Raw genomic sequence first — 18,058 nt, forward strand, 5'->3', positions numbered from 1 at the left:
GGCAACTCTGGCACATCTTTGCAGGGCCCGAACGCACGGGTCCGCTAGGAGGCATTCGTCCGACTCGTCCACACAACGGGTGGTTTACCGGGGGATCTCCGCCGATCGGAACTACGCGCGATGCGTGCGAGTTGCCACTCTCAGGTGATGTTCAGGGGCTTTCCCCTTACTTGTTCGGCGGCGGCCCGTCGAGCGGCCGGCCGAGCACGCCGGGCCGCCGCTGCCAGGGCAGCGGACCGCCGGGCGGCCGGTAACCGACGCCCAGGGCGTCAAGTCGCCGGTAGTGGGCGGTCATCCGCTCCTCGAAGGCGTCGAAGTCCCGGTCGGGCGGTTCGGGCAGGGCGCTCCAGGACACCTCGGCGAACGCGGCCAGCCTCGGGAAGGTCTGGTAGTCGACGCGTGCCTGGTTCTCCATCACCTCGGTCCACACGTTCGCCTGGGTGCCGATCACATGTCCGGACTCGTCCGGTGTCAGTTCCGCGGGAACCGGCTCGAACCGGTAGACGTCCTCCAGGGTGCGCACGAAGCCGATCGGCACCGGCTCGTCCGCACCGGCGTGCTGGCGGTGGTCCAGGTACACCTGCTGCTCGGGGCACATCACCACGTCGTGTCCCGCGCGTGCGGCGGCGATCCCGCCCGCGTACCCGCGCCACGAGGCCACGGCCGCGCCCTTGGCGAGTCCGCCCTCCAGGATCTCGTCCCAGCCGATGAGGCGGCGCCCGCGTTCGCTCAGCCAGGTGTCGAAGTGCTGGATGAACCAGGCTTGGAGTTCGTCCTCGTTGGCGAGGGCGAGTTCCTCGATGCGGGCCTGCGCGGTGGCCGAGCGCCGCCACTGCTCCTTGGGGCATTCGTCGCCGCCGATGTGGATGAACTCCGAGGGGAAAAGCTCCAGGAGTTCCTCGAACACGCCCTCGTAGAAGCGCAGTGTGTTCTCGGTGGGGGCGAGTACGTTCGGCGAGACGCCCCAGGTGTCCCAGACGGTGAGGGCGGTGGTGTCGATCACATCGGTGTTGCCGAGTTCCGGATACGCGGCGATGGCGGCCTGCGAGTGTCCCGGTACGTCGATTTCGGGGACGACGGTGATGTGCCGTTCGGCGGCGTAGGCGACGATCTCCCGGATGTCCTCCTGGGTGTAGTAGCCGCCGTGGGGTTTGTCCTCCCACAACGGCGAGGCACGGTGGCCGTATTTGGTGCGTGCCCGCCAGGAGCCGGTCTCGGTGAGCTTCGGGTGCCGCCTGATCTCGACGCGCCAGCCCTGGTCGTCCGTCAGGTGGAAGTGCAGGACGTTGAGTTTGTGGGCGGCCATCAGGTCCAGGTAGCGCAGGACGCCGTCCTTCGGCATGAAGTGCCGGGCGACGTCCAGCATCAGCCCGCGCCAGCGGAAGCGGGGCGCGTCCTCGATGCGGACCGACGGCAGCCGCCACCGGCGGTCGGGCAGCGGCGCGCGCCGGAAGGCGTCCGGACCGAGCAGCTGCCGCAGCGTCTGGGCACCCCAGAAGAGGCCGGCGGGACCGCCGCCGGTCAGCCGCACGCCGGTCGGTGCGACGTCGAGGCGGTAGCCCTCGTCGGGCAGTGCGGCGTCGAGGGACAGGCGGACCACGCCGTCGTCCCCCGTGCCGGGGGCCAGCGGCAGGCCGGTGGCCGCGCCCAGCGTGGCGCGCAGCCACCGCTCGGTGGACCCGGTGCCCTCGTCCGCCACCACCCTGGTGTCCGGACCGAGGGCGAAGAAGCCGCCCTCGCCGGTGGTCACTTGCACGGGCTGGGGAATCACGTCCGTCACGTCAGTCCTTTACCGCTCCGCCGAGGCCGGAGACGAGTCGTCGTTGCACGAGTACGAAGAAGACCAGCACCGGAATCGTCATCACCGTGGACGCGGCCATGACGCCGCCCCAGTCGGGATCGTCCGGCTTGTAGAAGACCAGCAGCGCCATCGGCAGCGTCGACTGCGAGGTGTCGCTGATGATGAACGACTTGGCGAACAGGAAGTCGTTCCAGGTCGAGATGAAGGAGAAGACGCTGGTCGCCACCAGTCCCGGGAAGACCAGCGGGAAAAGGATCTGCCAGAGGAATCTCGACCGGCTCGCCCCGTCCATGTAGGCGGCCTCCTCCAGGGCCTGAGGCACGGCTTTCACAAAGCCCCGCAGCATCCAGATCGCGAAGGGCAGCGAGAAGGCGATGTGGGGCAGGATCAGCGACCCCAGGGTGTTCAGCTGACCGGCGTCCCGCATGAGGAAGAACAACGGGATCGTGAGCGCCTCCACGGGCACCATCTGGGCCACCAGGAACATGATCAGCAGGGTGGTCCGGAAACGGAACCGGAATCGCGTCACCGCCGTCGCCGCGAGGAACGCGATCAGCGCCGAGGCGACCACGACGGTGCCCGCCACGAGCAGACTGTTGAGAAAGTAACGGCCGAATTCCTGCTGCCCGAAGACCCGCCGGAAGGAATCGAGTGTGGGCGTCAGCGTCCACGGCCGCGGCTCGGTCGACTCGATCTCACCGGCCGGTTTGAAGGCGCTGAGCACCATCCAGTACAGCGGGAAGGCCACCACGACCGCGATCAGCAGCGCCGACGCCTCGGCGGCCAGCCGCCACGGACGACGCACACGCGCGCGTGGAAGACGCAGTGGAAGATTCACAGTTCCTCCCCCTGGCGGCGCAGCAGCCGCAGGTAGACCAGCGTCACGGCGAGCAGGATCAGCAGCATCACGACGCCGATCGCCGAGCCCAGGCTGTACTGCGAGGACGCGAACGCCTTCTGGTAGGCGTAGACGTTCAGGACGAGGTTCTGGCCGGCGATGCCGCCGCCGTTCGTCATGACGTAGATCTGGGTGAAGACCTTGAAGTCCCAGATGACCGACTGGATGGTGACGACCACCAGGATCGGCCGGAGCATCGGCGCCAGCACCGAGCGCCAGATGCGCCACTGCGAGGCGCCGTCCAGCGCGGCCGCCTCCAGCACCTCCGCGGGCACGGCCCGGATTCCGGCGTAGACGGTCACCATGACGAACGGGAAGGAGCACCAGACCACTTCGAGCAGGACGAGCAGGAAGGCGCTGTAGCGCCCGTACGTCCAGGAGTGGTCGCCGAGCCCCAGCATCCGGTTGACCGGCCCGAAGTCCGGGTCGAACAGCAGCAGCCACACCGTGGACCCGGTCACCGCCGGGGTCGCCCACGCGCCGAGGGCGGCCAGCATCAGCACGAGCCGCGGCACGGCCCGCACCCGCGTGAGCAGCACGGCCAGCGCACACCCCACGGCGAGTGTGGAGACCACGCAGGCGGCGGCGAACACGACGGTGGCGAGCAGCACCCGCCAGAACTCCCCGTCCCCGAACAGCTCCGCGTAGTTCCCGAACCCCCGGAAGGTCGTCGCCTCCCCACCCGACACCTGCGCCTGCGTGTACTCCAGGAAGGAGATCAGCCCGAGCTGGTAGACGGGGTAGACGAGCAGCCCGCCGAGGACGACGAGAGCGGGCGCGAGATAGATCCAAGGGGTGCTGGACGCGCCCCCCAAGGGGCGCGGGGAACTGCGCGAAGTACCCCGACGCACCCGCACCCGCCCCCGAACGGCACCACCCGAGCTACTAGGCGAAACCGTCATCCGGCGGAGCCGAACGCCGCGTCCATCTTCTTCGCGGCATCCCCGGCGGCAGCGCCCACGTCCTTCTTGCCGCTCACGACCTCCTGGAACATCGTCGGCAACACCTGCCAGGAGTCGATCGTCGCCCAGGCCGGCGAAGCCGGGACGAACTTCGTACCGGCGCCGAGCGTGTCGACGAACGGCTTCACGAACGGCTCCTCCTTCGCCACCTGCTGCCGCACGTCCGTGAAGGTCGGCAGGAAGCCCATCGCGTCGAACAGGCCGGCCTGCGCCTTCTTCGACGCGAGCCGCTTCATCAGGTCGACGGCGAGGGTGCGGTGCGAGGTGCTCTTGAGGACGCCGATGTTGTTGCCGCCCGCGAAGGCCGGGGCTGTGGAGCCGGGTTCGACGCCGGGCAGCGGCACGACCGCGTACTTGCCCTTCACCTTGCCGGCCTCCACGGCCTGGTGGCTGAAGTCGCCGCCGATCGCCATGGCCGCCTTGCCGGACGCGAAGGCGGTGACGGTGTCGTTGCCGCCCATGCCGGCGCACTTGGCGGCCGGGCAGTTGTCGTCGCCGAACAGGGACGTGTACGCCTCGATGCCCTTGCGGGCGGCGGCGCTGTCGATCGCCGAGGCGTACGAGCCGCCCTTGCCGGTGGCCAGTTCGCCGCCGTTGGCCCAGATGAACGGCATCGCGCCGTAGGTGTAGGCGCCGCCGACCGCGAGGCCGTACAGGTCGGGCTCGGCGGCCCTGACCCGCTTCGCGGTGGACTCCACTTCCGCCAGCGTGCGGGGGACGTCGAGGTCCAGCTCCTCGAAGACGTCGGTGCGGTAGTACAGGGCGCGGACGCCGACGAAGTAGGGGGCGCCGTAGACCTTGCCGTCGACGGTGACCGACTGGCGGGCGGTGGGGTCGGTGTCCTTGGCCTCGTCCCAGTCCCCGAACTCCTCGGTCACGTCGGCGAGTCCGCCGTCCTTCACGTACCCCGCGGTGTCGGTGTTGCCGAACTCGATGACGTCCGGGGCGCTCTTCGGGTCGTTGAAGGCGGCCTTGATGCGCTGGGCGCGCGTCTCGACGGGGATGTACTCGACGGTGACGTCGGTGTCCGCGTGCGCCTTCTCGAAGTCGGCGAGGACCGCGTCGACGGCCTTCTCCTTCGGCTTGGTGTTGACCTCCTGGAAGAGCCAGACCCGTAGCGTGCCGCTCTTCTCGTCCTTGCCGGAGGAGGAGTTGTCGGATGTCTGGGGGGCGCAGGCGGTCGCGGAGACGACGGCGGCGGCGAGCAGGAGGGCCAGGCGTGGGGCGAGCTTCATGGAGTGTTTCCTCCGGACGTGCGTTGCAACATATGCAATGACGGTTTCGCTCTGCACAACAGTCAGGAGGGTAGGGAGTACATGAACATGTCCACAAGAGGTCTGAACCAATTAGTGACGCGCTACGGCCCCGGAACGCCCGAAGGCCCCCGGAGCGCGCGCGGGCACGCTCCGGGGGCCTTCGGGAAAGTCTCTGCGGGCGGGGCCGCTACTTCTTGTCGCCGCCCTTGCCCTCGTCCCCGCCGCCGCTCATGGACTCGTAGATCTCCTTGCACATGGGGCAGACCGGGTACTTCTTCGGGTCGCGGCCCGGAACCCAGACCTTGCCGCACAGCGCCACGACGGGAGTGCCGTCGAGGGCGCTCGCCATGATCTTGTCCTTCTGGACGTAATGGGCGAAGCGCTCGTGGTCGCCGTCGCCGTGGGACGTCTGCGGCGTCGGCTCAACGAGGGTCCCCGTACCAGTCCCGCGCTCGGGCTCGAGAGTGCTCATAGACGCCAAGGGTACTGAAGCTCACACGCTTCAGTTGAGCGACGGGTCGTCCGGATACGTGGCCACCATCGCCAGGTCGCCCCGCTGGCGGCGCAGGACCTCGCGCCAGAGCCGCTCCGGGAAGGGAGAGGAGACGTCGCCGGGTTCGGACTCGACCACGTACCAGGCACCTTCCGCCAGCTCGTCCTCCAGCTGGCCCGGCCCCCAGCCGGCGTACCCCGCGAAGATGCGCAGGGCGCCCACGGCGGGCGCCAGCAGTTCCGGCGGGGCCTCCAGGTCGACCAGGCCGATCGCGCCGTGCACCCGGCGCCAGCCCAGCGGCGCGCGCTCGCCGGACGCTCCGCCCGGGACGACGGCGACGCCGAGGGCCGAGTCGAGCGACACCGGGCCGCCCTGGAAGACCACGCCCGGTTCGCCGGCCAGGTCCGCCCAGTCCTCCAGGATGTCGCCCACGTCGACCGGTGTGGGACGGTTGAGGACGACACCGAGGGAGCCCTCCTCGTCGTGGTCGAGAAGGAGCACCACCGCACGCTCGAAGTTCGGGTCCGCCAGGGCGGGCGTTGCCACGAGCAGCCGCCCCGTGAGCGAGGACACCTCGGTCATGCCTGACATGATCCCGCATGTTCCCCTCCCGTGGGGAGGCAATCGGGGGCACGGGGGTGAACACGCACCCCGCGCACGCCCCAGGGCCGTGACCCCCCGTACGCGCCGGGGAACGCCGCGTGTTGTGACGAATCCATGACGTGGGCCGACCCCGCACAGGCTTACGGAAGGGGGGTACAAGGCGATTACCCTTTCCCTTCTGGCCCCTGCCCGTAACCCACGGAACGCGAGATTCATGACCGTCAACGGCGCTGATGACGTACTGCTTGTCCACGGCGGAACCCCGCTGGAGGGCGAGATCCGGGTCCGCGGTGCGAAGAACCTCGTGCCGAAGGCCATGGTGGCCGCCCTGCTGGGCAGTGCGCCGAGCCGGCTGCGCAACGTGCCGGACATCCGCGACGTGCGGGTCGTACGCGGACTGCTGCAACTGCACGGGGTGACGGTCCGTCCGGGCGACGAGCCCGGCGAGCTGGTGATGGACCCGACGCACGTGGAGAGCGCGAACGTCGCCGACATCGATGCCCACGCGGGTTCGTCGCGCATCCCGATCCTGTTCTGCGGCCCGCTGCTGCACCGCCTCGGCCACGCCTTCATTCCGGGCCTGGGCGGCTGCGACATCGGCGGCCGGCCCATCGACTTCCACTTCGACGTGCTGCGGCAGTTCGGCGCGAAGATCGAGAAGCGGGCGGACGGCCAGTACCTGGAGGCCCCGCAGCGGCTGCGCGGCACCAAGATCCGGCTGCCCTACCCGTCCGTCGGCGCGACCGAGCAGGTGCTGCTCACGGCCGTACTGGCCGAGGGCGTCACGGAGCTGTCCAACGCGGCGGTCGAGCCGGAGATCGAGGACCTGATCTGCGTCCTGCAGAAAATGGGCGCGATCATCGCGATGGACACCGACCGCACGATCCGCATCACCGGCGTGGACGAGCTGGGCGGCTACACCCACCGCGCCCTGTCGGACCGCCTGGAGGCCGCGTCCTGGGCGTCGGCGGCGCTGGCGACCGAGGGCGACGTCTACGTCCGCGGTGCCCAGCAGCGGTCGATGATGACGTTCCTCAACACCTTCCGGAAGGTGGGCGGCGCCTTCGAGATCGAGGACGAGGGCATCCGCTTCTGGCACCCGGGCGGCAGGCTCAAGTCCATCGCCCTGGAGACGGACGTGCACCCCGGCTTCCAGACGGACTGGCAGCAGCCCCTGGTGGTCGCGCTGACGCAGGCGACGGGCCTGTCCATCGTCCACGAGACGGTCTACGAGTCCCGGCTGGGCTTCACCTCGGCGCTCAACCAGATGGGTGCCCACATCCAGCTCTACCGCGAGTGCCTGGGCGGCTCCGACTGCCGCTTCGGCCAGCGCAACTTCCTCCACTCGGCGGTCGTCTCCGGACCGACCAAGCTGGAGGGCGCCGACCTGGTCATCCCCGACCTCCGCGGCGGCTTCTCGTACCTGATCGCCGCCCTCGCGGCCCAGGGCACCTCCCGGGTCCACGGCATCGACCTGATCAACCGCGGCTACGAGAACTTCATGGAGAAGCTCGTGGAGCTGGGCGCGAAGGTGGAGCTGCCGGGCAAGGCGCTCGGCTAGACGGCGCGAGCAACGCCGATGGGGCGGTCACCCGGAGTCCGGGTGACCGCCCCATCGGCGTTGTGCTGTGTGCGCCCCGTCAGGGGCGCGGGGAACTGCGCGACAAGCCACGATGTCGCCGCACCCGCCCACGGCCCGCAGGCCACGCGGACGGTCCGCGCAGTTACCCGGCACTCCGGGCGGAGCGCCTACTTGCCCTTGGCGGCTTCCTTGAGCTTGCTGCCCGCGGAGACCTTGACGCTGTAGCCGGCCGGGATCTGGATCGGCTCGCCGGTCTGCGGGTTGCGGGCGGTGCGAGCGGCACGGTGGGTGCGCTCGAAGGTCAGGAAGCCGGGGATCGTGACCTTCTCGTCGCCCTTGGAGACGATGTCGCCGACGACGTCGGCGAACGCGGCCAGCACGGCGTCGGCGTCCTTGCGGGTCACCTCGGCGCGGTCGGCCAGCGCGGCCACCAGCTCACTGCGGTTCATGTTGTTACTCCCGTGTTCTTCTTGCCGTTGAGGCGTGCCACGCGGCGGAGCCGCATGTTGGGCACAGCGATGCCGATGCTGCCAGGGGCCTCTGACACTCCCCGGACCCGGGTCGGTCGTCGGACCCTCGCGCCCAGGGAGGCATCCTGCCTCCACCTGCGGCGGTAAAGCCAATCCGGCACCCCCAGGAGTCGTGAGAACACCCTTGGGAGTCACACGATGAGAGGGCCTGAGCCTTGCGCCACACTAGAGGGCCGTCCGAGGCGCGCCGCCGTGCGACGCGCCGGTGGAGCCGCCCGTGGTGGTGATCCTCACCACCACGCCACGGGCCCGCCTGCCCCCGCCCGGGGAACCTACGCCACCACTCCGGCGGACTTCGCCGCCTCGCGCACGGCGCCCGCGACGGCACCGGCGACCTTGTCGTTGAAGACGCTCGGAATGATGTAGTTCGGGTTGATCTCGTCCTCGGTGACGACGTCCGCGAGGGCGTGTGCGGCGGCCAGCATCATCTCGGTGTTGACGGTGCGCGACTGGGCGTCCAGCAGACCGCGGAACACGCCGGGGAAGACCAGCACGTTGTTGATCTGGTTCGGGAAGTCGGAGCGGCCGGTGGCGACGACCGCCGCGGTCTGGCGGGCGATGGCCGGGTCCACCTCGGGGTCCGGGTTCGCGAGCGCGAAGACGATCGCGCCGTCCGCCATGGCGGCCACGTCGTCGCCGTCCAGGACGTTGGGGGCCGACACGCCGATGAAGACGTCCGCGCCGTGCACGGCCTCCTTCAGGGTGCCGGTGAGGCCCTCGGGGTTGGTGTTGTCGGCGATCCAGCGCAGCGCCGACTCGGGAGCGGCGTCGACCAGGTCGGCGCGTCCGGCGTGCACGACGCCGTGGATGTCGGCGACGACGGCGTTCTTCACCCCCGCCGCGAGCAGCAGCTTGAGGATGGCCGTACCGGCGGCGCCGGCGCCGGACATGACGACGCGTACGTTCTCGATGCCCTTGTTCACCACACGCAGGGCGTTGGTCAGGGCGGCGAGGACGACGATGGCGGTGCCGTGCTGGTCGTCGTGGAAGACGGGGATGTCCAGGGCCTCGCGCAGCCGGGCCTCGATCTCGAAGCAGCGCGGCGCGGAGATGTCCTCCAGGTTGATGCCGGCGAAGCCCGGGGCGATGGCCTTGACGATCTCGACGATGGCGTCGGTGTCCTGGGTGTCCAGGCAGATCGGCCAGGCGTCGATGCCGGCGAACCGCTTGAACAGGGCCGCCTTGCCCTCCATCACCGGCAGCGCGGCCTTCGGGCCGATGTTGCCCAGGCCCAGCACGGCGGAGCCGTCCGTCACGACCGCAACGGAGTTGCGCTTGATGGTCAGGCGGCGGGCGTCCTCGGGGTTCTCGGCGATCGCCATGCAGACGCGGGCCACGCCCGGCGTGTAGACCATGGAGAGGTCGTCACGGTTGCGGATGGGGTGCTTCGACGCCATCTCGATCTTGCCGCCGAGGTGCATCAGGAAGGTACGGTCCGAGACCTTGCCCAGGCTGACGCCGTCGATGCCCCGCAGCTGCTCCACGATCTCGTCGGCGTGCGAGGTCGAGCCCGCCGCGATGGTGACGTCGATGCGGAGCTTGTCGTGGCCGGAGGCCGTGACGTCGAGGCCGGTGACGGATCCTCCGGCGGACTCCACCGCGGTGGTGAGCTGCGAGACGGCGGTTCCGCCCGCGGGCACCTCCAGCCGGACCGTCATCGAGTAGGAGACGCTGGGCGCCGTTGCCATGGCCGACTTCCTCTGCTTTCACCGTGTAACTGGGTTGTGCCGTCCGATCGTCGCACCTACCACTGAGTACGCGGTAGCCGCCCCGGATTGCGAACTTTGTGTTCGCGGCCCACTTTCGGAAAACGACTTCCACCATACGAGAAGTTGCCCGCCGAGGAAACCCGTCGGGGGAAGTGGGCGCCGGAAGCCGCGGACCGGCCGTCTGAGCGGTCCGCGAAGGAACCCGCGGGACGGGAATTGCCTTGCGGGGATCGTTTGTTACCTTGGACGTGGCACCGGCTCGATCCAAGCCCCCGGGCCCAACCTTCGTCGCTACGAGCGACCACTTGCCGCGAGGCGAGCATGGCGGGTCGGTGCCACCTGATCGAAGAGACGAGAGGCCCGCGCCGTCGACGGCGCGGGCCTCTCGCACGTCCGCCTCAGTCGCGGAGCAGGTCCGGGACCCCTCGGGCGTCGGGCTCGTCCCGCTCGCTGGAGACCACCGTGAGCTGCTGGGTGGCCCGGGTCAGGGCGACGTACAGGACCCGCAGCCCGGCGGGCGACTCGTCGGCGATCTCGGCCGGGGAGACCACGACCGTGGCGTCGTACTCGAGCCCCTTCGCCTCCAGGCTGCCGAGCGCCACCACCCGGTCGCCGAGCCCGGCCAGCCGGCGCCGGGCCTCCTCGCGCCGGTTCATGGCGACCACGACGCCGACGGTGCCGTCCACGAGGCCGAGCAGCCGGGCCGCCTCCGCGCGGACGGTGTCGAACAGGGAGTCCTCCGCGACGACGAAGCGCGGCTCCACGCCGGTCGAACGCACGGCCGACGGCGAGGTGGCGCCCGGCATGGCGAGGGCGAGCACCTTGGCCGCCAGTTCGGCGATCTCCGCCGGGTTGCGGTAGTTCACCGTCAGCTCGAAGCGGCGGCGCGGACGGGTGCCCAGTGCCTCGTCGCGGGCCTGGGCCGCCTCGTCGGGGTCGGACCAGGAGGACTGGGCCGGATCGCCCACGACGGTCCAGGTGGCGTGCCGGCCGCGGCGCCCCACCATCCTCCACTGCATCGGGGTGAGGTCCTGCGCCTCGTCCACGATGACGTGCGCGTACTCGGTGCGTTCCTGCGCCAGCCGCTCGGCGCGCTCCCACTGGGTCTCCTCGCGCTGCGGCATCAGCTCGTCCAGGCCGGTCAGCTGGTCCAGCGGGTCCGCCTCGCGGCGCTTGCGGGGGCGGGCCGGGGTGCCGACGATCGCCTGGAGTTCGTCGAGCAGGGCGACGTCGTGCACGGAGCGGCCCTCGCGCCGCAGCGAACGGGCCACCCTGCGGACCTCGCCCGGGTTCAGGACGCGCCGGGCCCAGCGCCCGAGGCGCCGCTCGTCCGCCATGGCCGCCAGGACGGCGCCCGGGGTCAGCTCCGGCCACCAGGCGTCCAGGAACTCGGTGAAGGCGTCCTCGGAGCTGACGTCCTCGTCGAAGGAGGAACGCAGCTCGGCGGCCAGCTCCGGGTCGCTGTGCCGGGTCCCGGCACCGGACTTCTCCCACAGGGCGTCCAGGAGCAGCCGGCGGGCGCGGGGGCGCAGCAGGTTGACCGGGGCGGTGCCGCCGAGGACGGTGCGGCGGATGGAGGCCAGTTCCTCGGCCTCCAGTTCGAGTCGGCGGTTGAACGCGACGACCCTCAGCAGGCTCGGCGAGTCGGCCGGCTCCAGCGCGCCGCGCGCGGCCTTGCGCAGCACCCGGAGCATGCGTGAGGAGCCCTTGACGCGGGCGGTGGCCGGGGAGTCGTACAGCGTGGCCTCGCCACCCGCGGCGTCGTCGGCCAGGGAGCCGATCGCGCGGATGGCGACCTGGCCCTCCTCGCCGAGGGAGGGCAGCACGCCCTCGGTGTACGCCACCAGCAGCGGGGTCGGCGAGACGATCAGGATGCCGCCCGCGTACCGGCGCCGGTCCTGGTAGAGCAGGTACGCCGCGCGGTGCAGGGCGACGGCGGTCTTGCCGGTGCCGGGGCCGCCCTCCACGTAGGTCACGGAGGCGGCGGGGGCGCGGATCACGCGGTCCTGCTCGGCCTGGATGGAGGCCACGATGTCCCGCATGGTGTGCGTGCGGGCCTGGCCGAGCGCGGCCATCAGGGCGCCGTCGCCGACCACGGCCAGTTCCTCGCCGGCCAGCCGGGCCGTGACCTCGGGCCGCATGAGGTCGTCCTCGACGCCGAGCACGCGCCGCCCCTTGGAACGGATCACCCGGCGGCGCACGACCCGGCCCGGATCGACCGGCGTGGACCGGTAGAAGGGGGCCGCGGCGGGCGCCCGCCAGTCGATGACCAGCGGCGCGTACTCCTCGTCCAGGACGCCGATGCGGCCGATGTGCAGGGTCTCGGCGATGTCGGCGGTGTTGTCGGGCCCGAGGGCGCCCTCGGCGGGCTCGACCGCCGTGTACGCGCCGTCCGGTCCCTTCTTGCCGTCCTTGCCGAGGAGCAGGTCGATGCGGCCGAACAGGAAGTCCTCGAACTCGTTGTTCAGGCGGTTGAGGTGGATGCCGGCCCGGAAGACCTGCGCGTCGCGCTCGGCCAGCGCGCCGGGCGTGCCGACGTGACCGCGCTGGGCGGCGTCGTGCATGAGGAACTCGGCCTCGTGGATCTTCTCCTCGAGGCGGCGGTACACCCGGTCGAGGTGTGCCTGCTCCACGCTGATCTCTCGGTCCCGTACGGAGTCCTCCCGTACGGGGTCGTGCACCGAGCCGACCGCTGAATCCTGTTGAGCCTGTGCGGCCACCGGGCCCCCTTCTGACGTGCTGGGCAGCCGTCAAAGGTACGCGAAGGGGGGCCCGGAAGCCACGGCACGCCTGAGAACCCGGCTACGCGTCCACCTCGACCAGCCGTTCCCCGTCGAAGGTCATGACCTCGAAGTGGTCGATCTGGTTGGGGTCGAAGGCGGCGCCGCCGTGCACGTAGAGCGGTTTCTTGGCCTTCTCCGTGGTGGCGTCCGGGATGCCGTACCCCCAGTCGGGGACCGTCCAGGAGCTGAGGGTCTCCCGCTCGCCGTTCTTGCCGACGGCGATCAGGGAGCACTTCTCGGGCCCCTTGACGTTCTTCAGCTCCAGGACCGCCTCGGTGCCCCAGGCCTTCTTCTCCAGGGCCACGGTGGCGCTGACCTCGGTGGCCGGGTCGGTGGCGGTGACCCGGTCGGGCATGGCGGCGAAGGCGGACTCGGCGGGGCTGCCGGTCTGCTCCTGCGAGGCCTCGGTCCTGCGTCCGCCGTCGTCGTCGCCACCGCCGCCGCCCGTGGTCGCCACGGCGGCGAACGGGCCGCCGATGATCAGCGCGGCGGCGGTGCCCACCAGGTAGAAGTTGCGCCGGCGCTTGCTCGCGCGGCGCTCGGCGACCTCGTCGACGAGCTTCTCGGACAGCCGCGGGCTCGGCTTGGCGGTGAGCGACTCGGCGATGGCGGGCGTACCGGCACCGGGCAGGTCCGCGAGCGCGGCCATCATCGGTTCCATCCCGGCCAGCTCGTCGAGTTGCTGGGCGCACCATTCGCAGGTGGCGAGGTGCGCCTCGAAAGCGGTTGCTTCCACGTCGTCGAGAATCCCGAGGGCGTAGGCGCCGACGGTCTCGTGTTCGTTCGGCGCCGGTGATCCCTCCATGGGGACAGAATTACCCGTGTCCCCCGGACCGAACCCCTGAACTCCCCCGTACCCGCTCATCACGCCGTCACCCCCCGCTCCTCCAGTGCCAGCTTCATCGAACGCAGGGCGTAGAACACCCGGGAGCGAACGGTGCCGCTGGGTATGCCCAGTGTCTGCGCCGCCTCATTGACGGTACGCCCCTTGAAGTACGTCTCGACGAGGACCTCACGGTGAGCCGGGGTCAGGTCGTCGAGCGCGTCCGACAGCGTCATCAGCCACAGCGCCTTGTCGATCTCGTCCTCCGCGGGGATGACCTCCAGCGGCGACGGATCGACCTCCTGCGGCCGGGCCTGCCGGCTGCGGTGGCCGTCGATGACGATGCGCCGGGCGACCGTCACCAGCCAGGGGCGTACCGATCCGGTCGCACGGTTGAGCTGACCGGCGTTCTTCCAGGCACGGATGAGCGTCTCCTGGACGACGTCCTCGGCGCGCTGCCGGTCCCCCGCGACCAGCCGCAGCACATAGGCCAGCAAGGGGCCGGCGTGCTCGCGGTAGAGCGCGCGCATCAGCTCCTCGTCGGGTTCCGAGGACGACTGGGACATGCGATGTCGGGCCCTCGCACCACGTTCATTGGCCACGACGGAATCCTTGCGCACGCCCACCTCCGATGTCCGGGGGTTCCCCCAGTCGGTCGCTCGCCCATTCGGTACGGACGCGAAGTGCGGGGTGTTCAAAGTGAGATGACAGTTTTCTCGGGACGGTGTGACGAACGGGGCGTGGCGGAACTTATCGGGCGAGGGCGGCCCGGCGGCGGTGCCGGGCGACCCGCTCGCGGTTCCCGCAGACCTCGCTGGAGCACCAGCGCCTGCGGTGGCCGCGGGAGGTGTCCACGTAGACGATCGGGCAGTTGTCGCCCTCGCACTGCCTGAGGCCGGCCCGCGCCACGGGGTCGGTGAGCAGTTCCACGGCGTCCCTCGCGAGGGCGCCGAGCAGCGCCGCGCACTGCGGCGGCCCGGTCAGCTCCCGGGTCAGCGCTCCGTCCTCGCCGTGCACCGCGCGCGGGGCCGGGGGCGCGGCCAGCGCCAGGTCGTTGACGCGGGCCAGCGCGAGGTCGTGGCGGCGGGTGCGGGGGGCCGGCCGGGCGCGCACCAGCCGGGCGGTCTCGCGGCGCAGTTCGCGGAAGCCGGTCAGCCAGGTGGTGTCGGCGTGGGCCAGCGGGGTGCCGGGCGGGACGAGCCCGGAGCCGGCGATCCAGGCGCGCAGCACGACCACGGAGCCGAGGCGCTCGACGGGATGGGTGGTGGCGATGAGGTCCAGGCAGATCCGCCCGGTGTCGAAGCGCAGCTCGTACGGGTCGGTGGCCGTACTCATTGCCATGTTCCTGTCACCGCCTGAGGGTGGCCCGCCGAGGTACGGGCTGGGAAGGGGAGCAGGTGGACCGCTCCCTCTACAGTGCCTGCCCGCGCTCGCGCCCGGAACCCCTCGTACCGGTGAGGCGTGGACGCGTACGCGCGCGCCCGCGCACCCGGGCCGCGTCCGGCGCCCGCACGTCCCGTCGGCCGTCACCGGTCACACGCGCCCGGCCACACGCGCCCGGCGCCACGGCCCGCCGCAGTGGCACCCGACCGTCTCCAGGGCCGCCGCACACCGCCGTCGAGGACGCCCGCCCCGGGACGCCTCGTCGCCCGCGACCCGTCGCCTCGGCCCGGCAGACGGCCCCCGACACGCGACCCGTCGCCTCGGCCCGGCACAGGGCCCCTGACACGCGGCCGTCGCCGCGGTCCGTCAGTCGTCCGCCGTGTACTTGGCGTCCGTCGCCGGGTCCAGGGCCAGGCGGTAGCCGCGCTTGACCACCGTCTGGATCAGCTTCGGGGTGCCGAGGGACGTGCGCAGGCGGGCCATCGCCGTCTCGACGGCGTGCTCGTCGCGGCCGGTGCCGGGCAGGGCGCGCAGGAGTTCCGCGCGGGACACCACCCAGCCCGGCCGCCGGGACAGCGCCCGCAGCAGGGACATGCCGGCCGGCGGCACGGTCCGCAGCTCCCCGTCGACGAGCACCGCGTGCCCCCGGATCTCCAGCCGGAACCCGGCCACCGGCAGGGCACGAGCCCGCGCCGGGAGTTCCTGGCACAGCAGTTGGACGAGCGGGCCGAGCCGGAAGCGTTCGGGCTGGACGGTGTCGACACCGTGCGCCTGGAGCGGCACCGCGGTGACCGGTCCGACGCAGGCGGGCAGCACGTCGTGGCCGAACGCGGCGAGCAGTTCGGGCAGCAGACCGCGCTCCTCGGCACGGCCCAACAGCGAGGACGCGGCGGGCGCGCTGGTGAACGTCACCGCGTCCACGCCCCGCGACACGGCGGCGTCCAGCAGCCGGTCCACGGGCCCGAGGTCCTCCGGCGGCAGCCAGCGGTACACGGGCACGCCGACCACCTCGGCACCACCCTCGCGCAGCGCCTCCACGAACCCCGGCAGCGGCTCACCGTGCAGCTGCACGGCGACCCGGCGGCCGTCGACGCCCTCCTCCAGGAGCCGGTCGAGCACCTCGGCCATCGACTCCGACGACGGCGACCACCGCTCGGTCAGTCCCGCCGCCCGGACCGCGCCCTTGACCTTGGGCCCGCGCGCCAGGAGTTCGACCGCGCCCAGCCGCTCCAGCAGGGCGTCGCCGAGACCCCAGCCGTCGGCCGCCTCGACCCAGCCCCGGAACCCGATGGCGGTGGTGGCGACGACGACGTCCGGTGCCTGGTCGATGAGCTGCTTGGTCGCGGCCATCAGCTCGCTGTCGTCGGCGAGGGGCACGATCCGCAGCGCCGGCGCGTGCTGGACGGCGGCGCCGCGCCGCTGGAGCAGGGCGCCCAGTTCGTCGGCCCGGCGGGCGGCGGTCACGCCCACGGTGAATCCGGCCAGGGGCCCGTGGTCAGGTCGCTGCTGTTGGTCGTCCATCGCTCGCCGCGCTCCGATCCTCACGCCCATCTGCGTACTCGCGTGCCGACCGAGCCTGCCAACGGTGCGTGACAGGCTCGGTTCCGCTTCATGTCACCAGTGTTACGTCACACCTCGGCGTAGCTGAGCTGGGCCTTCGTGTCCGCCGGGTCCGCCGGGTCGTCCGGCAGCCGCGGGGCCGGACGGCGAAGGTATACCGCCCAGGTGACCGCGAAACACACGGCGTAGAAGGCGAGGAAGGCGACGAAGGCCCCGGTGCCCGAGCCGGAGGAGAGGAAGGACTGCCGGAAGGCGAGGTTGATGGCGACGCCGCCGAGCGCGCCGACCGCGCCGATCAGCCCCATGGAGGCACCGGAAAGGCGCCGCCCGTGGGCCACCGCCGCCTCACCCGTCAGCCCCCGGCCCAGCGCCTTGTTCTGGAAGATGCCGGGGATCATCTTGAACGTCGACCCGTTGCCGAGCCCGCTGAGCACGAACAGCACCACGAACACGGCCACGAACAGCCCGAGCGACTTCGCCATGCTGGCGGCGACCAGCACCGCGGTGGCGACGGCCATCGCCACGAAGTTCCACAGGGTGATCCGGGCGCCCCCGTACCGGTCGGCGAGCCTGCCGCCCAGCGGCCGGATCAGGGAGCCGAGCAGCGGGCCGATGAAGGTCAGGTAGGCCGCCTGCAGCGGGGTCCGCCCGAACTGGGTCGTCAGCACCTGCCCGAAGGCGAAGCTGTACCCGATGAACGAGCCGAACGTGCCGATGTACAGCACGGACATGATCCAGGTGTGCGCGTCCCGCGCGGCGTCCTTCGCGGCCCCGGTGTCGTTCTTCACGGAGGCGAGGTTGTCCATGAAGCAGGCGGCGAGGACCGCGGCCACCAGGATCAGCGGGATGTAGATGCCGAGCAGCACCCGCGGCCCGCCGCTCGCCCCGATGATCGCGAGCGCGGCCAGCTGGATGACGGGCACACCGATGTTCCCGCCCCCGGCGTTGAGACCGAGTGCCCACCCCTTCCTCCGCAGCGGGAAGAAGGCGTTGATGTTGGTCATGGAGGAGGCGAAGTTGCCGCCCCCGATGCCGGCCAGCAGCCCGACCAGGAGGAAGGTGGAGAAGGACGTCCCCGGCTCCATGACGGTGAAGGCGGCGACGGTCGGCACGAGCAGGAGCCCGGCGGAGATGATCGTCCAGTTCCGCCCGCCGAAGACGGCGACGGCGAAGGTGTAGGGCACCCGTACGACGGCGCCGACGAGGGTCACCACGGACGTCAGCAGGAACTTGTCGGCGGGCGTCAGCCCGTACTCCGGCCCCATGAAGAGGACCAGCACGGACCAGAGCGTCCAGACGGAGAACCCGATGTGCTCGGAGAGCACGGAGAAGAACAGGTTCCGCCGGGCGATCCGCTCCCCCGTCTCCTTCCAGAACGTCTCGTCCTCCGGATCCCAGTACTCGATCCAGCGGCCGCCTCGGAATGTCATGACGCCTCCACGGTGCTCCACAGCTCGACCGACCCGACGGTAGGAAGGGCGCGTTTCGGGCCGGTGGGGCTGTGGATGACCGGAAGGGAACGTTGCTCTCACCCGGCACCGGGGCCGGATGAGAGGTCGCGCCGGTCAGCCCTGGGGGTGCTGGGGCTGCCAGTGGGGGTTCTGCTGGGGGTAGGGCTGCTGCTGGGGCGCGGGCTGCGGAGGGTACGGCTGCTGCTGCGGGTACGCCTCGGGCG

General features: G+C 71.2%; 15 protein-coding genes. 1 reads left to right on the forward strand and 14 read right to left on the reverse strand.

What is annotated here, in order from left to right; all coding sequences use genetic code 11:
• Positions 1-166: 166 nt before the first annotated feature.
• The 6 genes from DMH12_RS18775 to DMH12_RS18800 form a co-directional block, all read right to left on the reverse strand.
• Positions 167-1,780: a beta-N-acetylhexosaminidase gene (locus DMH12_RS18775; protein WP_125492706.1), complete on the reverse strand. Its 1,614-nt coding sequence runs from the start codon at positions 1,778-1,780 to the stop codon at positions 167-169.
• A 1-nt stretch (position 1,781) separates the two neighbouring features.
• Complete coding sequence (locus tag DMH12_RS18780; RefSeq protein WP_185832399.1) at positions 1,782-2,639, reverse strand: carbohydrate ABC transporter permease; 858 nt, start codon at positions 2,637-2,639, stop codon at positions 1,782-1,784.
• Positions 2,636-3,601, reverse strand: a complete 966-nt coding sequence (locus tag DMH12_RS18785) for a carbohydrate ABC transporter permease (protein ID WP_125492707.1) — start codon at positions 3,599-3,601, stop codon at positions 2,636-2,638. The genes DMH12_RS18780 and DMH12_RS18785 overlap by 4 nt, the downstream gene beginning before the upstream one ends.
• Positions 3,598-4,896, reverse strand: coding sequence for an extracellular solute-binding protein (locus DMH12_RS18790; protein WP_125492708.1), 1,299 nt, complete (start codon positions 4,894-4,896; stop codon positions 3,598-3,600). Before DMH12_RS18790 ends, DMH12_RS18785 begins: the two co-directional genes overlap by 4 nt.
• A 208-nt stretch (positions 4,897-5,104) precedes the next feature.
• Positions 5,105-5,389 carry a DUF3039 domain-containing protein gene (locus tag DMH12_RS18795; RefSeq protein WP_030402030.1) on the reverse strand — a complete coding sequence of 95 codons (285 nt, stop codon included), beginning with the start codon at positions 5,387-5,389 and terminating at the stop codon, positions 5,105-5,107.
• 30 nt (positions 5,390-5,419) lie between these two features.
• A complete protein-coding gene (locus DMH12_RS18800; protein WP_064728163.1) occupies positions 5,420-5,992 on the reverse strand; it encodes a YqgE/AlgH family protein in 573 nt (190 codons plus the stop codon).
• Positions 5,993-6,227: 235 nt separating this feature from the next.
• On the opposite strand from DMH12_RS18800, the gene murA reads away from it, so the two are divergent.
• Positions 6,228-7,574 carry a UDP-N-acetylglucosamine 1-carboxyvinyltransferase gene (gene murA / locus DMH12_RS18805; protein WP_122619820.1) on the forward strand — a complete coding sequence of 449 codons (1,347 nt, stop codon included), beginning with the start codon at positions 6,228-6,230 and terminating at the stop codon, positions 7,572-7,574.
• A gap of 188 nt (positions 7,575-7,762) precedes the next feature.
• On the opposite strand, the gene DMH12_RS18810 is transcribed toward murA, so the two are convergent.
• The 8 genes from DMH12_RS18810 to DMH12_RS18845 form a co-directional block, all read right to left on the reverse strand.
• Complete coding sequence (locus DMH12_RS18810) at positions 7,763-8,044, reverse strand: HU family DNA-binding protein (protein WP_003990598.1); 282 nt, start codon at positions 8,042-8,044, stop codon at positions 7,763-7,765.
• Between the two features lie 353 nt (positions 8,045-8,397).
• The gene (locus DMH12_RS18815) at positions 8,398-9,813 is read right to left on the reverse strand and encodes an NAD-dependent malic enzyme (protein ID WP_125492710.1); all 1,416 of its coding nucleotides are present in this window, start codon (positions 9,811-9,813) and stop codon (positions 8,398-8,400) included.
• Between the two features lie 419 nt (positions 9,814-10,232).
• Positions 10,233-12,554 carry a UvrD-helicase domain-containing protein gene (locus tag DMH12_RS18820; protein WP_185832400.1) on the reverse strand — a complete coding sequence of 774 codons (2,322 nt, stop codon included), beginning with the start codon at positions 12,552-12,554 and terminating at the stop codon, positions 10,233-10,235.
• Positions 12,555-12,636: 82 nt separating this feature from the next.
• The gene (locus DMH12_RS18825; protein WP_125492711.1) at positions 12,637-13,422 is read right to left on the reverse strand and encodes a zf-HC2 domain-containing protein; all 786 of its coding nucleotides are present in this window, start codon (positions 13,420-13,422) and stop codon (positions 12,637-12,639) included.
• Positions 13,423-13,481: 59 nt separating this feature from the next.
• Entirely contained in the window at positions 13,482-14,006 is a 525-nt protein-coding gene (locus tag DMH12_RS18830; RefSeq protein ID WP_007450155.1) for a sigma-70 family RNA polymerase sigma factor, read from the reverse strand.
• A gap of 184 nt (positions 14,007-14,190) precedes the next feature.
• Entirely contained in the window at positions 14,191-14,781 is a 591-nt protein-coding gene (locus tag DMH12_RS18835) for an ABATE domain-containing protein (protein WP_125492712.1), read from the reverse strand.
• Between the two features lie 408 nt (positions 14,782-15,189).
• Complete coding sequence (locus DMH12_RS18840) at positions 15,190-16,344, reverse strand: uroporphyrinogen-III synthase (RefSeq protein WP_185832401.1); 1,155 nt, start codon at positions 16,342-16,344, stop codon at positions 15,190-15,192.
• Positions 16,345-16,451: 107 nt separating this feature from the next.
• Positions 16,452-17,813 carry a NarK/NasA family nitrate transporter gene (locus tag DMH12_RS18845; protein WP_125492714.1) on the reverse strand — a complete coding sequence of 454 codons (1,362 nt, stop codon included), beginning with the start codon at positions 17,811-17,813 and terminating at the stop codon, positions 16,452-16,454.
• Between the last annotated feature and the right edge of the window lie 245 nt (positions 17,814-18,058).

It is taken from the genome of Streptomyces sp. WAC 04229, assembly GCF_003947455.1.
Taxonomy (GTDB): Bacteria; Actinomycetota; Actinomycetes; order Streptomycetales; family Streptomycetaceae; genus Streptomyces.